This is a genomic window from Guyparkeria sp. (genome assembly GCF_046540515.1).
Taxonomy (GTDB): Bacteria; Pseudomonadota; Gammaproteobacteria; order Halothiobacillales; family Halothiobacillaceae; genus Guyparkeria.
The window spans coordinates 1-17,019 of the sequence record NZ_JBKHFB010000036.1; the positions used below are offsets into that span (position 1 = coordinate 1).

The window sequence follows — 17,019 nt, forward strand, 5'->3', positions numbered from 1 at the left end:
ACGGCGCGCTGTGCATCGCCTACTCGGGGCGCTGCCTGCTGTCGGGCTACTTCAATCACCGCGACCCCAACCAGGGCACCTGCACCAATGCCTGCCGCTGGGAGTACACCCCGCAGAACGCCTCCGAGGACATTTCCGGGGTGGTGCGCCCGGAGCCGGCACCCGAGCAGCCGATCTCGCTGGATGCCCTGCATGCCGCCAATCCGATGACGGATGGTGCGATGGGCGACCAGGAACGCCATCCGCTGGCCGACCAGGTCTATCTGCTGGAAGAAAAGAGCCGGCCGGGCGAGCAGATGCCGATCGAGGAGGACGAGCATGGCACCTACATCCTCAACTCGCGCGACCTGCGCGCCGTCGAGCACGTACAGGCGCTGGTGGACATCGGCGTGGACTGTCTCAAGATCGAGGGGCGCACCAAGTCCCACTACTACGTCGCGCGCACCGCGCAGGTCTACCGCCAGGCGATCGACGATGCCATGGCCGGTCGACCGTTCAACGAGGAGTTGATCGCCGATCTCGACAACCTCGCCAACCGCGGCTACACCGACGGGTTCTACCAGCGCCACCACACCCAGGAATACCAGAACTACATCGAGGGCGTCTCCAAGAGCCGTCAGCAGCAGTTCGTCGGCGAGATCAGCGACATCCAGGGGGTCTGGGCGCAGGTCGAGGTCAAGAACAAGCTCAAGGTCGGTGACGAGATCACCTTCCTGCTGCCCGACGGCAACCGGGTCGACCGGCTTGCCGAGATGCAGACACTGGAGGGCGAGCCGCTGGACGAGGCGCCCGGCAGTGGCTGGCAGGTGAGGCTGCGCCTGCCAGAGGAAGCGCAAGGCTTCGGCGATCGGCTGCGCTACGGGCTGATCGCCCGCAACCTGGCCGACTGACGGCGTGCGGCTCGGCGGTTACCTGCGTCGCGAGGCGCTCATATCCATCATCGCGGTGGCGACCGTGCTGATGCTGATCCTGGGCACAAACCTGCTGGCGCGTGCGTTGTCACTGGCGGCGGAGGGTACCCTGCCGGCGGCGTTGGTCCCCAAGTTGTTGGGCTTCAACCTGGTCAAGATGCTGATGTACGTCATCCCGGTGGCACTGTTCATCGGATTGATGTTCGCACTGGGACGGCTCAACCGCGACAATGAACAGACCATCATGCGTTCCAGCGGGTTCGGCCTTTGGCGCATGACCCGGGCGTTGCTGCCGGTGGGCATTCCGCTTGCCGTCCTGACTGCGTGGATCTCGTTGTTCGGCTGGCCGATGGCCGAACAGGCCCGGGACCAGATGATCGAGGGGGCGCAGTCGGATTACGTCGGCCAGCAGGTGCCCGTCGGGCGCTTTATCGAGGCCAACGAGGGGCGGCTGGTCGCCTACGTCGGTTCGGCGGAGAACGGCGGCTATCAGCGGATTTTCCTGTTCGACCGGGCCGAGGATGGCTCGATCGCGGTGGAGAGTGCCCCGACCGGGGAGATGGTCGAGGAGGAGGGGCGGCGCTACATAGCGCTCGAGGATGGGCGTCGCATCGGTGGAACCGTGGGGAGTGCCGACTGGAATCGCCTCGACTACCAACGGCATTTGATGCGATTGCCCGGGGAACGCGATACCCAAGTGGATCGAGCCGGCGTGCCGAGTACAGCCGAACTTTGGGCGTCGGGCGAGCTGCCGGATCGTGCCGACCTGTTCGAGCGCATCTCGCAGGGCATCATCGTGCTGGTGCTGCTCCTGATCGCGATTCCACTGGCACAGTCCCCCCCGCGCAGCGGCCGTTACGGTCGACTGTTCTGGGCCTTTCTGATCTATGCCCTGTATCTCAACATGATTCCGCTGGTCTCCGACATGGTCGAGAATGGCAGTGTCAATGTGACGGGAGCCCTGCTGATCGCCCATGGTGCGTTCCTGGGCCTTTGGGCATGGTTGTTCTGGACCGCGCGCGGCGGTCGGGAACGATTGCGCAGCCTGTGGAAGGGACGCCGTGAGTACGCTTGACCGCTACCTGATTCGTATCGTCGTCATGGGCGGTCTAGCGGCCACGGCGGCTTTCGGCGTGCTGATCATGGTATTCGGCCTGATCGACGAGGCCGGAAGCGTCGGTCCGGGCTACACGATGTGGCAGGCCGTCATCTTCGTCGGCATGCGTACACCCGGCTACCTTTACGAACTCTTTCCGGTCACGGTGCTGGTGGGGGGGCTGTTGAGCCTGGGTGCCCTGGCGGCGCACTCGGAGTTGACCGTGATGCGGGCGACCGGCATGTCGCTCCTGCGCCTGGCCCGGCCGGTGCTGATCGCCGGCGTGATCCTCGCGGCACTGGGGACGGCCATGGGCGAGACGATCGGCGCCTGGGGGCAGGCGGCGGCCAACGACATGCGCGCCGCGGCCACCGAGAAACAGGTGAGTACGGATCTCGCCAGCGGGTTCTGGCTGCGCGAGGGCGATCGTATGGTGAACGTCCGACGCGCGCTGATCGATGGCCAATTGCTCGGCTTGAGGATTTTCGAACTGGGATCGGATGGCCGTCCGCAGGGAGTGGTGGAAGCCGAGCGGGCCGAGAGTCTTGGAGACGACCGCTGGCGGCTCGAGGACGTCGTCGTCACACGGCTATCGATCGAGGAACCCGCCGAACCGGTGAGTGTCGAGGAACGTGACGAGGTTGAAATGCCGCTGTTCGACCGCGAGGTGCTCGAGATCGCGGCGCTCAACCCGCGCTACATGAACGTCGCGCAGTTGTCGGAGTACGTCGGCTACCTCGAGCGCAACCAGCTGGACGCGTCCGTCTACGCCACGGCGATGTGGTCGCGGGTGGTCCAGCCGATCTCGGTACTGGCGATGCTCCTGGTGACCCTGCCGTTCGTGTTCGTCGCCCAGCGCGGCGGTTCGGCCGGGCGCTGGCTGTTCATCGCGATCCTGCTGGGCGTGGCCTACATGACGCTTACCCAGATCGTCTCGGCGCTGGCGCCGGCCTACGACATCTCGCCGATCCTGAGCACGATTCTGCCGCCGATGCTGTTCTCGATCGCCGGAGTGATGGCATTGTATCGGGCGACTCCTCGCGCCCGCAGGCCCACCGGCTGACGAACGGGTGTGCCGCCGGCAGGGCTCTGCCGGTGTCCCACGAGGAACACCAAGGAGACCAGAAGGGACCCGCATGTTCGAAGACCCAAGCCACAACGAGTACGAACGTCAGTCGATCGGTGCCTTCACCGAAAAGGCGTACCTCAACTACGCCATGTACGTCATCCTCGACCGGGCCCTGCCGCACGTCGCCGATGGCCTCAAGCCCGTGCAGCGGCGCATTGTCTACGCCATGAGCGAGCTGGGGTTGTCGGCCCTGGCCAAGCACAAGAAGTCCGCGCGCACCGTCGGCGACGTGCTCGGCAAGTACCATCCGCACGGTGATTCGGCCTGCTACGAGGCCATGGTGTTGATGGCCCAGCCGTTTTCGTATCGCTACCCGCTGATCGACGGGCAGGGCAACTTCGGCTCGCCCGATGACCCGAAGTCGTTCGCGGCGATGCGTTACACCGAGTCGCGCCTGACCCGTTATGCCCAGACGCTTCTCGCCGAGGCCGACCAGGGTACGGTCGACTGGGTCGACAACTTCGACGGCACGCTCACCGAACCGTCGTTGCTGCCCGCGCGCCTGCCCAACGTGCTCCTGAACGGCTCGACCGGCATCGCCGTGGGCCTGTCCACCGACATCCCGCCGCATAACCTCAAGGAGGTGGTCGATGCCTGCGTGGCGCTGATCGAGGATCCCGAGGCCGATGTCGCCACGCTGTGCAAGTGCGTTTTGGGGCCGGATTTCCCCACCGAGGGCGAGATCATCACGCCGCCCGAGGACATTCGCCGGATGTACGAGACCGGCACCGGCAACGTGCGCCAGCGGGCCCGCTACGAGATGGAAAACGGCCAGATCGTGGTCACCGCGCTGCCGTTCCAGGTCTCGGGCTCGAAGATCCTCGAGCAGATCGCCGGGCAGATGCACGCCAAGAAGTTGCCGCTGGTAACCGACCTGCGCGACGAGTCGGACCACGAGTCGCCCACGAGGCTGGTGATCGTGCCGCGCAGTCGGCAGGTCGACGTCGAGGCGCTGATGGCGCACCTGTTCGCGACCACGGATCTCGAGAAGAGCTACCGGATCAACATGAACGTGATCACCGCCGACGGTCGGCCGCGGGTGCTCAACCTCAAGGAAATGCTGACCGAGTGGCTGGCATTCCGTCAGACCACGCTGCGCCGGCGACTGGAATGGCGCTTGGCCAAGATCGAACGCCGCCTGGAGGTCCTCGCCGGCCTGCTGATCGCGTTTCTCAACATCGACGAGGTGATCGCGATCATCCGCGAGGCCGAGGAGCCCAAGGCCGAGCTGATCCGCCGCTTCGACCTGACCGAACTGCAGGCCGACTCGATCCTCGAGATCCGGTTGCGTCAACTGGCCAGGATCGAGGAGATCGCGGTCAAGAAGGAGCAGGCCGAACTGGCCGAGGAGGCCGAAGGCATACGCACGCTGCTGGCCGACGAGTCGGCCCTGCGCGGCCTGATGCGCGACGAGCTGCTCAGTGATGCCAGGGAATACGGCGATGCGCGGCGCTCGCGGCTGGTGACGCGCGAATCGGCCCAGCCACTCGACGAGACCCGTCTGATGACGGCCGAGCCGGTCACCGTGGTGTTGAGTCATAACGGCTGGATCCGCGCGGCCAAGGGCCATGACGTCGATCCCGAATCGCTGTCTTACAAGTCGGGGGACGGCTACCAGGCGCACATCGCCGGCCGGTCGACCCAGCCGACGGTGGTCTTCGACAACACGGGGCGCGCCTATACCCTGGCCACGCACACGCTGCCCTCGGCCCGGGGGCAGGGCGAGCCGGTGACCGGGCGGGTCACGCCACCGTCAGGGGCACGCTTCACGGCGCTGGCCATGGGCGAGCCCGCCCAGCGGGTCGTGCTGTGGTCGCCGGCCGGCTTCGGTTTCGTCACCTCGATGGGTGACCTGGTAGGGCGCCAGCGCGCCGGCAAGCAGGTCATCACCCTGCCCAAGGGCGTGGCCCCGGGCCAGCCGGTGTTGCCGGGCAGGGATTTCGCGTACCTGGCCGTGGCGACCAGCGACGGACACGTGCTGGTCATGGATGCCGAGGAATTGCCGGTACTGGCGAAGGGCAAGGGCAACAAGCTCGTGGCGCTGAAAGCCGGTGCGGAGATCGTCGCCGTGGCCGCGCTGGGCGAGGACGATGGCCTGCGTGTCACCGCCGGTGCCCGGACCATGACCATCAAGCCGGCCGACCTGGCCTTGTATCACGGCAAGCGAGCGGCTCGTGGTCGAAGCCTGCCACGTGGCCTGACCCGGGTAGATGCCCTGGCGGCCGCCTCGGCGAACGCCTGAGCGGGCCTCCAGAGCACGCCCGGCGCCTCGGCCTTGGGATGTGTCGAACCGGCTGGCAGCGCCTCGATGCCGGGCTCAATCCCGATGCCCGGCTAACCAGTAGTTCGCCACTTGAAAAACCCACCGCCGCGCCCCAGATTGGGTTAGGCTTCACCGGACGTCGGTATGGCGTTCGAGGGGTGGCGCAAAGGCGCGGATCCCGTCTGAAGAAGATCAACCACTCATACCTGAGGTAGAGATGAAACGCATCGGCTTGTTCCTGTTGACCAACCTGGCCGTGATCGTCGTGCTGATGATCGTCTGGTTCGTGATTTCCAGCGTGTTCGGCCTTGGTCAGACGATGGATTACCAGACAGGCACCATCAACCTGACCTCCACCTTGGTGCTTGCCGCGGTGTTCGGCTTCGGCGGTTCGCTGATTTCCCTGTTCATGTCCAAGTGGATCGCCAAGAAGAGCGTTGGCGCGCAGGTGATCGAAACCCCGCGCTCGGAGGGTGAGCGCTGGCTGGTCGAGACCGTTCAGCGCCAGGCGCGCGAGGCGGGCATCGGCATGCCCGAGGTCGCCATCTACGACTCGCCGGAGATCAACGCCTTCGCCACCGGCGCGAGCCGCAACAAGGCGCTGGTGGCCGTCTCCACGGGCCTGCTGTCGAACATGACCCGCGACGAGGCCGAAGCCGTGCTGGGGCACGAGGTCGGTCACATCGCCAACGGTGACATGATCACCCTGACCCTGATCCAGGGTGTGGTGAACACCTTCGTGATCTTCTTCGCCCGTATCGTCGGCTTCTTCGTCGATCGCATGATCTTCAAGAACGAGGAAGGGCCGGGAATCGGCTTCTTTGTGACCACGATCGTCGCCGAGATCGTCTTCGGCATCCTGGCGAGCATCATCGTCATGTGGTTCTCTCGTCAGCGCGAATTCCGTGCCGACGACGCCGGGGCTCGGCTGGCCGGTCGCGAGAAGATGATCGCCGCGCTCGAGCGTCTCAAGCTCAACTACGATCGTCCCTCGGACATGCCGGCGCAGATGCAGGCCTTCGGCATCTTCGGTCGCGGCGGCAACTTCGGTCGGCTGTTCATGTCGCACCCGCCGCTCGACGAGCGTATCGCGGCCTTGCGTGGTGCCAGCGGCCAGGCCCAGGTTGCCTGAACGCCTGACGCGATTTGAAACCCCGCCGACGGCGGGTGACAATTGTCGGCCCGCTGGGCCGAAACCGAAGGCCCGCCCTGGCGGGCCTTCTTGTCGTTCGGCAGCCGAAATCGGCACACCGGAACGAGACTCAGATGGAGCATCCTGATGGAAGTCCTTTTCCTGTTCGTGCCGTTGAGCATGTTGGTGGTCGCGGGTCTGGTCTGGGCCGCGTTCTGGGCCATCCGGAACAACCAGTACGAGGATCTCGAAGGTCCGGCGCACCGCATTCTCATGGACGATGACGATCCGAAGATTCCGACCAATCAGTCGGCGGAGGAAGCGGAGGTGCCCGAACGCGGGACCGATGATCGGACGCATGACGAAGCGGCGGACAAGTCATCGCGTTCGGGCAGGGAATAACCCTGATCTGACCGGGGAGGCTCTGCACGAATCCGATGCCCATCTGGCCAGGCGCGGCGTTCGTGATCGAGGTGGTGCTTCGGCGGTATCGGATGCGTGCCTAGAGGGTCCTTGGTGACATCGCCGTGCGGCTGGTTTAGGATATGGCCATCAACGAGAGGAACCTGACATGAAAGAATTCTTCAACTTCGACAACTTCGCCTTCACGTTCACCATCGGCCTGATCGCATTCTCCTGGCTGAGCTTCCTGAGCGTAATCTTTTTCGGCTGATCGTCCGCGCGACCAACGTGCCCCATCAGCAACAAGAAAGCCACCGCGGTCGCACGCGGTGGCTTTTTCGTTTTCAGACCAAGCCGGAACCGAGGATCAGGCTGGCTGAGGCAGGGCCGTCCGCAATTTCTTGAGGGCCGCCGTCTCGATCTGGCGGATCCGTTCGGCCGAGACGCCATACTCGTCGGCCAGTGTCTGCAGGGTGGCCTTGGGTTCGTCGAGCCAACGTCGGGTGAGGATGTCGCGGCTGCGCTCGTCGAGCGTCGATAGCGCGGCGGTCATCGCCTCGACCCGGTCGTCATCGTCGCGCTGCGAGGCGATGTCCTCGACCGAGAGGGCGTCCTGGTCGATCAGGATCTGCTCGTAGGAGGGACCTTCGCCGTCACCCGATCCATCGTAGGCCGGGGAGTCGAGCCCCATGTCGCGCCCGTAGAGCCGGGCCTCCATCGTCATCACCTCCCGCTCGGGGACGTCGAGTTCCTCGGCGACCGCCTCGGCCTCCGACTTGGATAGCCAGCCGATCGAGTTCTTCATCTGGCGCATCTTGAAGAAAAGCTTGCGCTGCGCCTTTGTGGTGGCCACCTTGACGATGCGCCAGTTCTTGAGGATGTACTCGTGTATCTCGGCGCGGATCCAGTGCACGGCAAAGGTTACCAGGCGAACCTTCTGGTCCGGGTCGAAGCGCTTGACCGCCTTCATCAGGCCGATATTGCCTTCCTGGATGAGGTCGGCCAGCGGGAGGCCATAGCCCCGGTAGCCCCGGGCAATGTGCACCACGAACCGCAGATGACCGAGGACCAGCTTCTGCGCCGCCTCGATGTCACCGGTTTCCTTCAGGCGCCGGCCCAGCGACTGTTCCTCCTCGACGGTGAGGACGGGCAGACGGCGCACCTCGTTGAGGTACTGCGACAACGAATCGCCGATCACCGGCATGGTCACGCCGGCGGTCGGGGTCAGGCCCCGTGATTTGCTGTCGATCATCTGGTTGCCTGCTGTGTGCATGCTCTCGCCTCGTTGCAAGTTTCCCAATCGTCTCGTTGCTCCCTAATTTTAGCACTCGCGTCATGAGAGTGCTAAGCGCGCGACGAGTTCCCGGGAGTTCTGACAGGTCAATCAAGGTAATACAAGAATGGGAGATTTGCATGACCGGATCATGGTGTGCTCAGCCGGCCGATGTAGAACCGGCCGATGACCTGTGCCGACAGCCAGCCGAGGAGCGCACCGGCGGCCATCAGCAGGAGGACCAGACCGGGGTCGACCTGCGGCGAGATGGCCGTACCGTAGGAGGCGGCGAAACGTTCGATCGGCCCGGCGGTGACCGACACCGCCAGGGAAACGAGCCCGCTGGCCACCAGCCCGCCCAGCAGGCCGGTCAGAGTGCCGTCATAGAGCAGGGGCCGCAACATGTAGCGCTCCGTGCCGCCGATCAGGGCGATCAGCGCGATCTCGCGGCGGCGTTCATGCAGTTCCAGGCGCAGGGTGTTGCCGACCACGAACACCACCGTCAGACCCAGCAGCATCAGCAACCACCAGCCCAGCTCATCGATGAACGTGCGGATCTGCTCGAGGCGCTCGATCCAGTCCCCGCCGGAGGAAAACTCGGCGACGGCCGGTTGCTCGCGCAGTCCCTCGGCCAGTGTGAGGCGCGTTTCCGGCTTGGCGTCGCTGAGGGTCAGTTCGATCACCCAGGGTAGCGGGTTCGACTCGAGGTCATCGAGTCCCTCCATGCGCAGCCTTTCGCTCAGGGCCTCCAGCCCCGTGTCGGGCGAGATGACGCGCTGTTCGGCGACGGCCGCCTGCCGGTCGAGCCAGTCGCGCAGGGCATCGCGCTCGTCCTGGTCGGTTTCCGGGGCAAGGTAGAGGTCCATGCGGGCGGCATCGCTGGTCCAGATTGTTCCCAGCCGTTCGACCTGATGGCCGAGGGTCATCACCAGGGCCGGCAGGCTCAGAACCACGCCCAACACCAGGATGGTCGCCCAGGCGCCCAACGGCCGCCGGATCAGGCGCGCCAGCGCCCCCCTCAGGCAGTGGCGATGATGCCGTCGCCAGGCGGCAAGCGGGTGGCGACTCTTTTCCCGGGTACCGCGGGCCTCGCTGGGCGTCGGTCCGCTCATGATTCGGCCTCCTCGAAGGCGCTGATGCGGCCCTGGTTCAGGGCGATCCGCGGCACCGGGTACTGCTTGAGCAACTCGACATCGTGGCTGGCGATCAGCACGGTCACGCCGACGGCGTGAAATTCGAAGAAGCGGTCGAAGATGTCGCGCGACAGGTCGGGGTCGAGGTTGCCGGTGGGCTCGTCGGCCAGGAGGATGCGCGGCCGGTTGACCAAAGCGCGGGCGATGTTGACCCGCTGCTGCTCGCCCCCGGATAGCTCCTCGATCCGGGCGCGTTGTCGTCCCAGCAGGCCCACCTTGTCGAGCGCGGCATCCACGCGCCGCCGGATGTCGCCGGGCAGGTAGCCGGAGACCTGCAGGGGCAGGGCGACGTTGTCGAAGACGAGCCGGTCGGCGAGCAGGTGATGATCCTGGAACACCACTCCGATCTGTCGACGCAGCTTCGGGTACTGGTGACGCCCCATCCGGTTGAGCTCGTAGCCGCCGATCAGCACCTTGCCCGACGTGGGGCGGTCGAGGGCCGGGATCAGCCTCAGCAGGGTCGACTTGCCGGCCCCGGAATGGCCGGTGAGAAACGCCATGCGCCCGGCGGGAAGGCGGAAGCTGATGTCTTGCAGGCCGAACTGCCCGTTGGCGTAGCGACGGGAGACGTTGGCGAATTCAATCATGCGTGAACACCGTCGTGACGTTCGATGGCGGCATGGTCTCGACGAGTCCCTCAAGTGGATCGGCTTGGAATGTCTCGTCGCTCATGGTGCGGCTCCTTCCATGCTTGTCTGTCACGCCCGCCCGGCGGTCGCCCGGGGCATGGCGGCCCGGTTTCGAGCCGTGTTTTCAGTCCGGTCGGCGATCGAGCAGGGCGTCGACGAAGGCACGCGGCTCGAACGGGCGCAGGTCTTCTGGCTTCTCCCCGACGCCGATGAAGTGAATCGGCAGCCCGAGCTCGTCGGCGATGGCAAAGACGATGCCGCCCTTGGCGGTGCCGTCGAGCTTGGTGACGATCAGCCCGGTGAGCTTGACCGCCTGGTTGAACTGTCGGGCCTGGACCAGCGCGTTCTGCCCGATGCTGGCATCGATGACCAGCAGCACCTCGTCGGGCGCCTCGGGCTCGGCCTTGCCGATCACCCGGATCAGCTTGCCCAGCTCGTCCATGAGGCCCGACTGGGTGTGCAGGCGCCCGGCGGTGTCGACGATCAGGATATCGCTGCCGCGTGCCCTGGCGGAGCTGACCGCGTCGAAGGCCACCGAGGCGGGATCGCCGCGGCCAGGCTCCCCGATCACGCGTACCTCGTTGCGCTCGCCCCAGCGGATGAGCTGTTCGACGGCCGCGGCGCGGAAGGTGTCCGCCGCGGCCAGCGTCACGTCACGTCCCTCGGCCTTGAAGCGGTGGGCAAGCTTGCCGATGCTGGTGGTCTTGCCTCCGCCGTTGATGCCGCAGACCACCATCACGTGCGGGCGGCCGGGTTGGCGTCGTGCCGGTGGCTCGGCTGGCTGGACCGCCTCCAGGCGTTCGACCATCAGGCGATGGAGCGTCTCGAAGAGGTGTTCGGGGTCATCGACGTGCTTGCGGCTGACCTCGTCGGTCAGCTCGTCGATCAGCGCCGCCGTGGTCGCCTGGCCGACGTCGGCCATGATCAGTCGCGTTTCCAGCTCCTCGAGCAGCTCGTCGTCGATCTGCTTCTTGCCGAGAAAGAGCTCGCCGAGCCCCTCGGTCAGGCCCGACCGGGTCTTGGCCAGACGGCTGAAAAGCGAGCCGGACCGTTCCGGCTGGCCGGCGGCGGGTGTTTCACCTGCTGCGCGTGGCGGGGTGTCGGATTCCTGACGGATGGGTTCGTCGGGGGCGGGCGACGGCTCCGCGGACGGTGGGGCGGACACGGCGGTCGCGGGGGTGTCGATATCCCCTTGTGTCGTCTCGCCCCGGTCGGCGGCGATCTCGACGTGGGCGGACTCGTCCCGGACCTCGTTGGCGTCGGGCTGGCGCTTCTTGCGTCTGAGAAATCCGAACATGACGTTGTTGTTACCTGGGTTCGCGGCGGATGACGGCCGGGGGCGGCGGGACGTGGCCGTTAGGTGGCACTGGCCCGCATGACGCCGGGGAAGTTTATCATGCAGCGATCCGCCGTCGGCCGCCGTCAGGGGCCAGCGGCGGTCCGACTTTCAGCGACTGGCCAGGAGGGAGATCATGCCCAGCACCCCCAAGGGACGAAACCCGGCGCGCGGCGAGCAGGTGCGTGTGATTGGCGGGGATTGGCGCTCACGGCGTCTGCGTTTCCCGCCGGCCCGTGATCTGCGCCCGACCCCCGACCGGGTACGCGAGACCTTGTTCAACTGGCTGGGGCAGGGGCTTGCCGGCCGGCGTGTGCTCGACCTGTTCGCCGGCAGCGGCGTGCTGGGCATCGAGGCGTTGTCCCGCGGGGCGAGCTGGGTGGGGTTCGTCGAGCGCTCGGCCCGGGTGGCGCGGGCACTGGAAGAGAACCTTGCCCATCTCGATGCCCCGCCGGAACGGTTCACGGTCTGGGCCATGAACGCCCGTCACTGGTGGTCGTCGCCACCGGAAGGGTTCGAGGGGCCGATCGACCTGGTGTTCCTCGATCCGCCGTTTCGCCAGCCGCAGCTGTTGCAGGAGGCGCTGGACGTCCTGGCCGAAGCGTCCTGGTTGGCCGATGAGGCGCATGTGTTTGTCGAAGGGGGGGCGCCGGGGTCGTTGCGGCTGCCGGACGGGTTCGTGGTCAGCCGCGAAACGCGGGCTGGCGAGAGTCACGCGCTGTTGCTCGTTCGCGACGGCTGACGGGGAAGCTCCGGTCAGACGCTTCCACGCTTGCCGGTTTTCCCCGGTCAGGCATCCCCGAGGGTACGGCCACGACCGCCGGTGTTGTGCTCGGTGCCGCCGGCGGTGTAGAGCGGGCCGACCGGCTCGTCGTGCTGGGTTAGGAACGCGATTCGCTCGCCGAGGAAATGATCGATCCGTCGCAGCGCCATCAGGTTGGTCTCGGACAGGTCGCGAAAACGACGTGCCGTCTCCTTTAGTTGCTCCCAGCGGGCGCGCGTCGGCGCCTCCTCGGCCTGCAATGCCGTGTCCGTGTCGGTCTCGCCGTGGGCCGCGAGCCAGTCCAGCCGGGCCTGTTCGGCCTCGGCCAGCTGCTCGTTGTGCCTCCGGATGCGGCGAAATACCGCGTCGAATTCGTCCAGTGACGGTGTTTCGGCTCGCCGTAGCAACCCGGCGAGCTGCTGGTGCTCGTCGAGCAGGGCCGTGGCCGGCTCGAGCATGGCGGACAGCCAGTCGGTTGCCGGGACGGCCCCATGATTGGCGGGGGATTCGGTGTCGAACGGAGTCATCGTGGGTGCCTGTCTGGTGTATGCCAGCGTGGTGCCGCTGCGAGAAGGGCCGAGTGATGCCTAGCCGTCGGTGCGGCAGCCCGAGGATACGAATTGTCCGCCACCAATGAAAGCACCCCGGTCGGGAAAACCCGCCGGGGTATCTTGCCTGGCATCATGTCGCGGCGCTTCGAGCCTTTGTCAAAGGGTCTCGGTCAAAGGGTCTCGAACTGGCGCAGCTTCTCGGCGATGCGGCTGGAATCGATCTGGTACTCGCCCTGGCTGATCAGGTCCTTGATCCGATCGACCTTGGCCTGGTCGAAGGGGGCGGACTCGGCCATCGCCTGGCCCATTTCCCGGAGCTGGGAAGCCCCGCTGGATAGCGTCACGGCGTCATCCTCCTTGATGCCCGTCGTCGCGCTGCCGGGGGCTCGCTGGCTTTCGCCCTTGGCCTCGGCCCGGCCTCGGGACGAGTCCACCGACGAGTTCGGGCCCAGATTGCGGGGGCCAAAGCCGTTGATTTCGTTTGCCATGGTGCTTGATCCTTCCTGTCTCGGACAACATGTCCGCGCCGTGGCACGGGCCCGGCTGGCAGGCGTCTAGGTTAACGTAAATTCGCCTTCGCCCTCCAATGTCGGCCGATCGGCGGAAAACTTTAGCGTCGACTGATAGTGCGTCTCTGGAGTCACGCTGACCGGGGCGAGCGGGCGGCTCAACCGCCGATCGCCTCGACGGTGCGGCTGTCGATCACGATCGATTCGATCACCTTGCCCGATCCGGTGTTCTTCACCCGAACGCGCTGACCGACCCCGGCCCGGCCCTGCACCTCGCCGGTCGAGCCCACCACGAATCCGCCTCGTCCGATCTGGATGGTGACGATGTCGCCGCGCTCGACCACGGCGTTGATGCCGAGGTTGCGAGCGCTAATCAACTGGCCCGACTGTAGCGGTTGGGTAGCGGCCATGCCGACAAGTTCCTCGGGATCCGTGTAGTACTGCCGACTCGCCCGGTTGGCATCCACCGTCGCGATATCCAGATCGTCGCGAGCGATCACCTCGCCGGCAGCCAGTGGCCGGGCAGCGACCACCGCCTGCTGGCGGCGATTGAGCTCCACCGGCACGAAGATGCGCCAGGGGGAGCTGCCATGGCAACTGACCTTCACCGTCTGGCGACCCCGGTTGAGGTTGAGCGGTCGGCCCTCGTTGATCTCCAGCGCTTGGTCACAGACCTTGAGGCGCAGGCGCGGATCGAGTCGCCCGGCGCGCAGGGTCAGCTGTTCGTTGCCGTTACCCTGCCCCTCGAGATAGGCGTCCATCGCCTGGCCGACCTGGGCCTGCACCGTCTCGGGCACCTCGGCCAGCACCGCCATTGGCGCGAGCAGGCCCGCCAGCCAGACCACCAATCGCAGCCACCGGATCGATGGGTGCATTCCCGGGGGCCGAAGCGAGGGGAGGCGAGCTAGAGGGAGGAATCTACTCATCGGGGTAGTTGTGGTGACCTGGGGTGGGTTTGCCTTGTCCTGTTTTGCATATGCACTTACCATGCCATTCACTCATCCGCCCGGCGATTCTGTGCGCCGAGCAGGCCCGATGCGCTGCCATCGGGTGGGGCAAGCCTTGCTCGACTGCGCTACCATGGCGGTGGGCATCGCGCGTCGCGTGCCCGCGAAAAGACACGAATCTACCGGGCGGAGTCGTACCCCGGCAGTCCGTTCCGGTCGGCGGGTCGAAGCGATCCCGGCGCTAAAGATTGCGTCCGTGGCGCCGATACGCCGTCTGAACCGCGAACACGGACCGTGTTCCCGCCACATTCTGCGTCACCAGGACAGGACTACCGTGAAAAGCAACGTGATGTCATCCGTCGATTCCCGCACCCGGCTTGCGGGTCGAAACCGTCTGGAACTGCTGGTATTCGGCCTGGGCAACGATCAGCGTTTCGGGATCAATGTCTTCAAGGTCCGCGAGGTGATTCGGTGCCCCAAGTTGACCGACGTGCCGCACTCGGACAGCTCGATCCGGGGTATTGCCGACGTGCGCGGTCATACCATCACCGTCATCGATCTGTCGGAGGCGATCGGCAAGGGGCGCATGACCGATGAACAGGTGCAGAACGCCTTCGTCATCATCACCGAGTACAACCGTGCCGTGCAGGGTTTTCTGGTGCACTCGGTCGACCGGATCGTCAACCTTTCCTGGAAAGAGGTGTTGACGCCGCCGAGCGGAACCAACAATTCCAATTTCCTGACGGCCGTGGCGCGCATCGACAAGCAACTGGTGGAGATCATCGACGTCGAGCAGATCTTCGCCCGGGTGGTCGGCGTGGCCGACACCGTCTCTGACGACGTCATCGGCGAGTACGGCGAGATCGCCAAGGGGTCGGACCTGGTACTGGTGGTCGACGATTCGGTTATCGCGCGCAAGCAGGTGGAAAGCACGCTTGATCAGATGCACCTGAAATCGGTGGTCACGAAGAACGGTCAGGAGGCGATCGATACGCTGCGCCGCTGGAAGGAAAAGCAGCCCGAGCAGCTCGAACGCCTGGCCATGGTCGTCTCCGATATCGAGATGCCGACCATGGACGGCTACACGCTGACATCGCTGATTCGCCAGGACCCGGCGCTGAAGGATATCTACGTGATCCTGCATTCCTCGCTGTCCGGCGTGTTCAACGAGTCGATGGTCAAGCAGGTGGGCGCGGACCGCTTCATTCCGAAATTTCACCCGGACGACCTCGCGCGGGTAGTGGGTGACGCCCTGAGCCGTCATGAGGTGCACCACGCCGTGGACGGGGTTTGACCCCGGCATGAAGGCCGAAACCTTCGACCGGTTCTGCGCTTTCTTGGAACAGCACAGCGGGATCCTGCTGAGCCGTGACAAGCAATACCTGGTGGAAACCCGCCTGTCGCGCGTCGCCCGCGCGAAGGGCTTCTCGACGGTCGAATCACTGATCGATACCTTGCTGTCGCGCCGCGACCGCATGCTCGCACGCGACGTGGTCGACGCCATGACCACCAACGAGACCCTCTGGTTTCGTGACGGCTACCCCTTCGCCGCCCTGGAAAAGAAGTTCTTCCCCGAGGCGGCGGCCGCGAAAAAGACCAACTACCGGATCTGGTCGGCCGCCTGTTCCACCGGGCAGGAGGCGTACTCGATCAGCATCATCGCCGAGGAGCAGCGGGTACCGTTCAATGTCGAGATCGTCGGTACCGACATATCCGAGGTGGTCATCGAGAAGGCGCGCCAGGGTGTCTTCGATGACCTGTCGCTCGGGCGCGGGCTGTCACCGGAACGCAAGCGTCAATTTTTCGTCAAGGTCAGCGATGGCTGGAAGGTCGCGCCGCAGATCAGCCGCCGCACTCAGTTCCGTGTCGGCAACCTGCTCGAGCTGCGCCCGGAGTCCCGCCGCTACGACCTGGTCTTTTGCCGCAATGTCCTGATCTACTTCTCGCGCGACACCAAGGCGAAGATCATCGATCGCATCGCCGATACCCTGGTGCCGGGTGGCTACCTGATCCTCGGCGCGTCCGAATCGCTGACGCAACTCTCGGATCGCTTCACCCCCGAGCGACTACCCACCGGCGGGACCGCCTACCGCCTCAAGGGCTGACAGTCGGGTCGATCGTCGTCCTCGGCGGACCCTTTTCCAGAAACTGGCATGCTTATCGCATAAGCCCTCGGCACAGACGTTGTGTCGAGGGTTTTTTCATGTCGATCATCAATGACCGCCTGTTCGGTATCCATGACGATGCGCTGGTTCTCCAGGAGCGCAGTCTCAAGATGCGCGCGGAGAACATCGCCAATGCCGACACCCCGGGCTACAAGGCGCGGGCGATGTCGTTCGACCAGGCGATGGAGTCGGCCCTGCAGAACAAGTCCTCGTCAAGGGGTGCCGGTGGCCTGATGACAGAGGATCCGCGTCAGCTCGGCGGGATGGGGTCCTCGGGCGGTATCCGTGAAGGTTATTCCGTGCCCGACCAACCGGCACTCGACGGCAATACCGTCGATTCGGACAAGGAGCGCGTGGGCTATACCCAGGATGCCGTGGGTTACCAGACAACGCTCTCGTTTCTCAACTCGCGTATTTCCGGCATCAAGAAGGCATTGGGTGGTGGTCAGTGATGACCAGCCGCGGGGCCAGCGAGCCGGCCCGATGGACAACATTTCCCAGTCAAGGCAGGTGACTCATGAGCTTGTATGACGTGTTCAATATTTCTTCCTCCGGGATGGCGGCGCAATCGACGCGCCTGAATACCACCGCGTCGAACCTCGCGAACGCGAACGTGGAGGCCTCGTCACCGGAGGAGGCCTACAAGGCGCGCAACCCGGTCTTTCAGACGGTGCTCGAGGCCAACGGTGGTCGAGGCGTGAAGGTCGCGGGCATCACCGA

At 65.4% G+C, this 17,019-nt stretch carries 18 protein-coding genes; 11 read left to right on the top strand and 7 right to left on the bottom strand.

Annotated elements, in window-relative coordinates:
* The 6 genes from ACLFRM_RS05880 to ccoS all read left to right on the top strand — a co-directional run.
* Nucleotides 1–890: U32 family peptidase C-terminal domain-containing protein (locus ACLFRM_RS05880; RefSeq protein WP_410754792.1), on the top strand; the 890-nt coding region annotated here is incomplete at its 5' end.
* A 4-nt stretch (nucleotides 891–894) separates the two neighbouring features.
* Complete coding sequence (lptF, locus tag ACLFRM_RS05885; protein ID WP_410754793.1) at nucleotides 895–1,986, top strand: LPS export ABC transporter permease LptF; 1,092 nt, start codon at nucleotides 895–897, stop codon at nucleotides 1,984–1,986.
* Nucleotides 1,973–3,070, top strand: a complete 1,098-nt coding sequence (gene lptG, locus ACLFRM_RS05890) for an LPS export ABC transporter permease LptG (RefSeq protein WP_410754794.1) — start codon at nucleotides 1,973–1,975, stop codon at nucleotides 3,068–3,070. The genes lptF and lptG overlap by 14 nt, the downstream gene beginning before the upstream one ends.
* Nucleotides 3,071–3,143: 73 nt before the next feature.
* Nucleotides 3,144–5,378 carry a DNA topoisomerase IV subunit A gene (gene parC, locus ACLFRM_RS05895; protein ID WP_410754795.1) on the top strand — a complete coding sequence of 745 codons (2,235 nt, stop codon included), beginning with the start codon at nucleotides 3,144–3,146 and terminating at the stop codon, nucleotides 5,376–5,378.
* Between the two features lie 238 nt (nucleotides 5,379–5,616).
* A complete protein-coding gene (htpX, locus tag ACLFRM_RS05900) occupies nucleotides 5,617–6,531 on the top strand; it encodes a protease HtpX (RefSeq protein ID WP_410754796.1) in 915 nt (304 codons plus the stop codon).
* A 147-nt stretch (nucleotides 6,532–6,678) separates the two neighbouring features.
* The gene (gene ccoS / locus ACLFRM_RS05905; protein WP_410754797.1) at nucleotides 6,679–6,933 is read left to right on the top strand and encodes a cbb3-type cytochrome oxidase assembly protein CcoS; all 255 of its coding nucleotides are present in this window, start codon (nucleotides 6,679–6,681) and stop codon (nucleotides 6,931–6,933) included.
* A 367-nt stretch (nucleotides 6,934–7,300) separates the two neighbouring features.
* Here the strand turns inward: ccoS and rpoH are convergent, their stop codons facing one another.
* The 4 genes from rpoH to ftsY form a co-directional block, all read right to left on the bottom strand.
* The gene (rpoH, locus tag ACLFRM_RS05910; protein ID WP_410754798.1) at nucleotides 7,301–8,206 is read right to left on the bottom strand and encodes an RNA polymerase sigma factor RpoH; all 906 of its coding nucleotides are present in this window, start codon (nucleotides 8,204–8,206) and stop codon (nucleotides 7,301–7,303) included.
* A 149-nt stretch (nucleotides 8,207–8,355) separates the two neighbouring features.
* A complete protein-coding gene (locus ACLFRM_RS05915; protein ID WP_410754799.1) occupies nucleotides 8,356–9,318 on the bottom strand; it encodes a cell division protein FtsX in 963 nt (320 codons plus the stop codon).
* On the bottom strand, nucleotides 9,315–9,986 hold the full coding sequence (ftsE, locus tag ACLFRM_RS05920) for a cell division ATP-binding protein FtsE (RefSeq protein WP_410754800.1): 672 nt from the start codon (nucleotides 9,984–9,986) through the stop codon (nucleotides 9,315–9,317). Before ftsE ends, ACLFRM_RS05915 begins: the two co-directional genes overlap by 4 nt.
* A 166-nt stretch (nucleotides 9,987–10,152) precedes the next feature.
* Nucleotides 10,153–11,325, bottom strand: a complete 1,173-nt coding sequence (gene ftsY, locus ACLFRM_RS05925) for a signal recognition particle-docking protein FtsY (protein WP_410754801.1) — start codon at nucleotides 11,323–11,325, stop codon at nucleotides 10,153–10,155.
* Nucleotides 11,326–11,500: 175 nt separating this feature from the next.
* Here ftsY and rsmD point away from each other — a divergent pair, with 175 nt between their 5' ends.
* Complete coding sequence (rsmD, locus tag ACLFRM_RS05930) at nucleotides 11,501–12,106, top strand: 16S rRNA (guanine(966)-N(2))-methyltransferase RsmD (RefSeq protein WP_410754802.1); 606 nt, start codon at nucleotides 11,501–11,503, stop codon at nucleotides 12,104–12,106.
* A 47-nt stretch (nucleotides 12,107–12,153) separates the two neighbouring features.
* Here the strand turns inward: rsmD and flgN are convergent, their stop codons facing one another.
* From flgN to flgA, 3 genes are all read right to left on the bottom strand, one after another.
* On the bottom strand, nucleotides 12,154–12,654 hold the full coding sequence (flgN, locus tag ACLFRM_RS05935; protein ID WP_410754803.1) for a flagellar export chaperone FlgN: 501 nt from the start codon (nucleotides 12,652–12,654) through the stop codon (nucleotides 12,154–12,156).
* Nucleotides 12,655–12,848: 194 nt separating this feature from the next.
* On the bottom strand, nucleotides 12,849–13,166 hold the full coding sequence (flgM, locus tag ACLFRM_RS05940; RefSeq protein ID WP_410754804.1) for a flagellar biosynthesis anti-sigma factor FlgM: 318 nt from the start codon (nucleotides 13,164–13,166) through the stop codon (nucleotides 12,849–12,851).
* A gap of 179 nt (nucleotides 13,167–13,345) precedes the next feature.
* The gene (gene flgA / locus ACLFRM_RS05945) at nucleotides 13,346–14,062 is read right to left on the bottom strand and encodes a flagellar basal body P-ring formation chaperone FlgA (protein WP_410754805.1); all 717 of its coding nucleotides are present in this window, start codon (nucleotides 14,060–14,062) and stop codon (nucleotides 13,346–13,348) included.
* A gap of 406 nt (nucleotides 14,063–14,468) precedes the next feature.
* On the opposite strand from flgA, the gene ACLFRM_RS05950 reads away from it, so the two are divergent.
* From ACLFRM_RS05950 to ACLFRM_RS05965, 4 genes are all read left to right on the top strand, one after another.
* Nucleotides 14,469–15,428 carry a chemotaxis protein gene (locus ACLFRM_RS05950; RefSeq protein ID WP_410754806.1) on the top strand — a complete coding sequence of 320 codons (960 nt, stop codon included), beginning with the start codon at nucleotides 14,469–14,471 and terminating at the stop codon, nucleotides 15,426–15,428.
* Nucleotides 15,429–15,435: 7 nt separating this feature from the next.
* Nucleotides 15,436–16,239: a CheR family methyltransferase gene (locus tag ACLFRM_RS05955; RefSeq protein WP_410754807.1), complete on the top strand. Its 804-nt coding sequence runs from the start codon at nucleotides 15,436–15,438 to the stop codon at nucleotides 16,237–16,239.
* 98 nt (nucleotides 16,240–16,337) lie between these two features.
* Entirely contained in the window at nucleotides 16,338–16,751 is a 414-nt protein-coding gene (flgB, locus tag ACLFRM_RS05960; RefSeq protein WP_410754808.1) for a flagellar basal body rod protein FlgB, read from the top strand.
* A gap of 65 nt (nucleotides 16,752–16,816) precedes the next feature.
* Nucleotides 16,817–17,019, top strand: a 203-nt coding sequence (locus ACLFRM_RS05965; RefSeq protein WP_410754809.1) for a flagellar basal body rod protein FlgC, incomplete at its 3' end; no start/stop codon positions are given.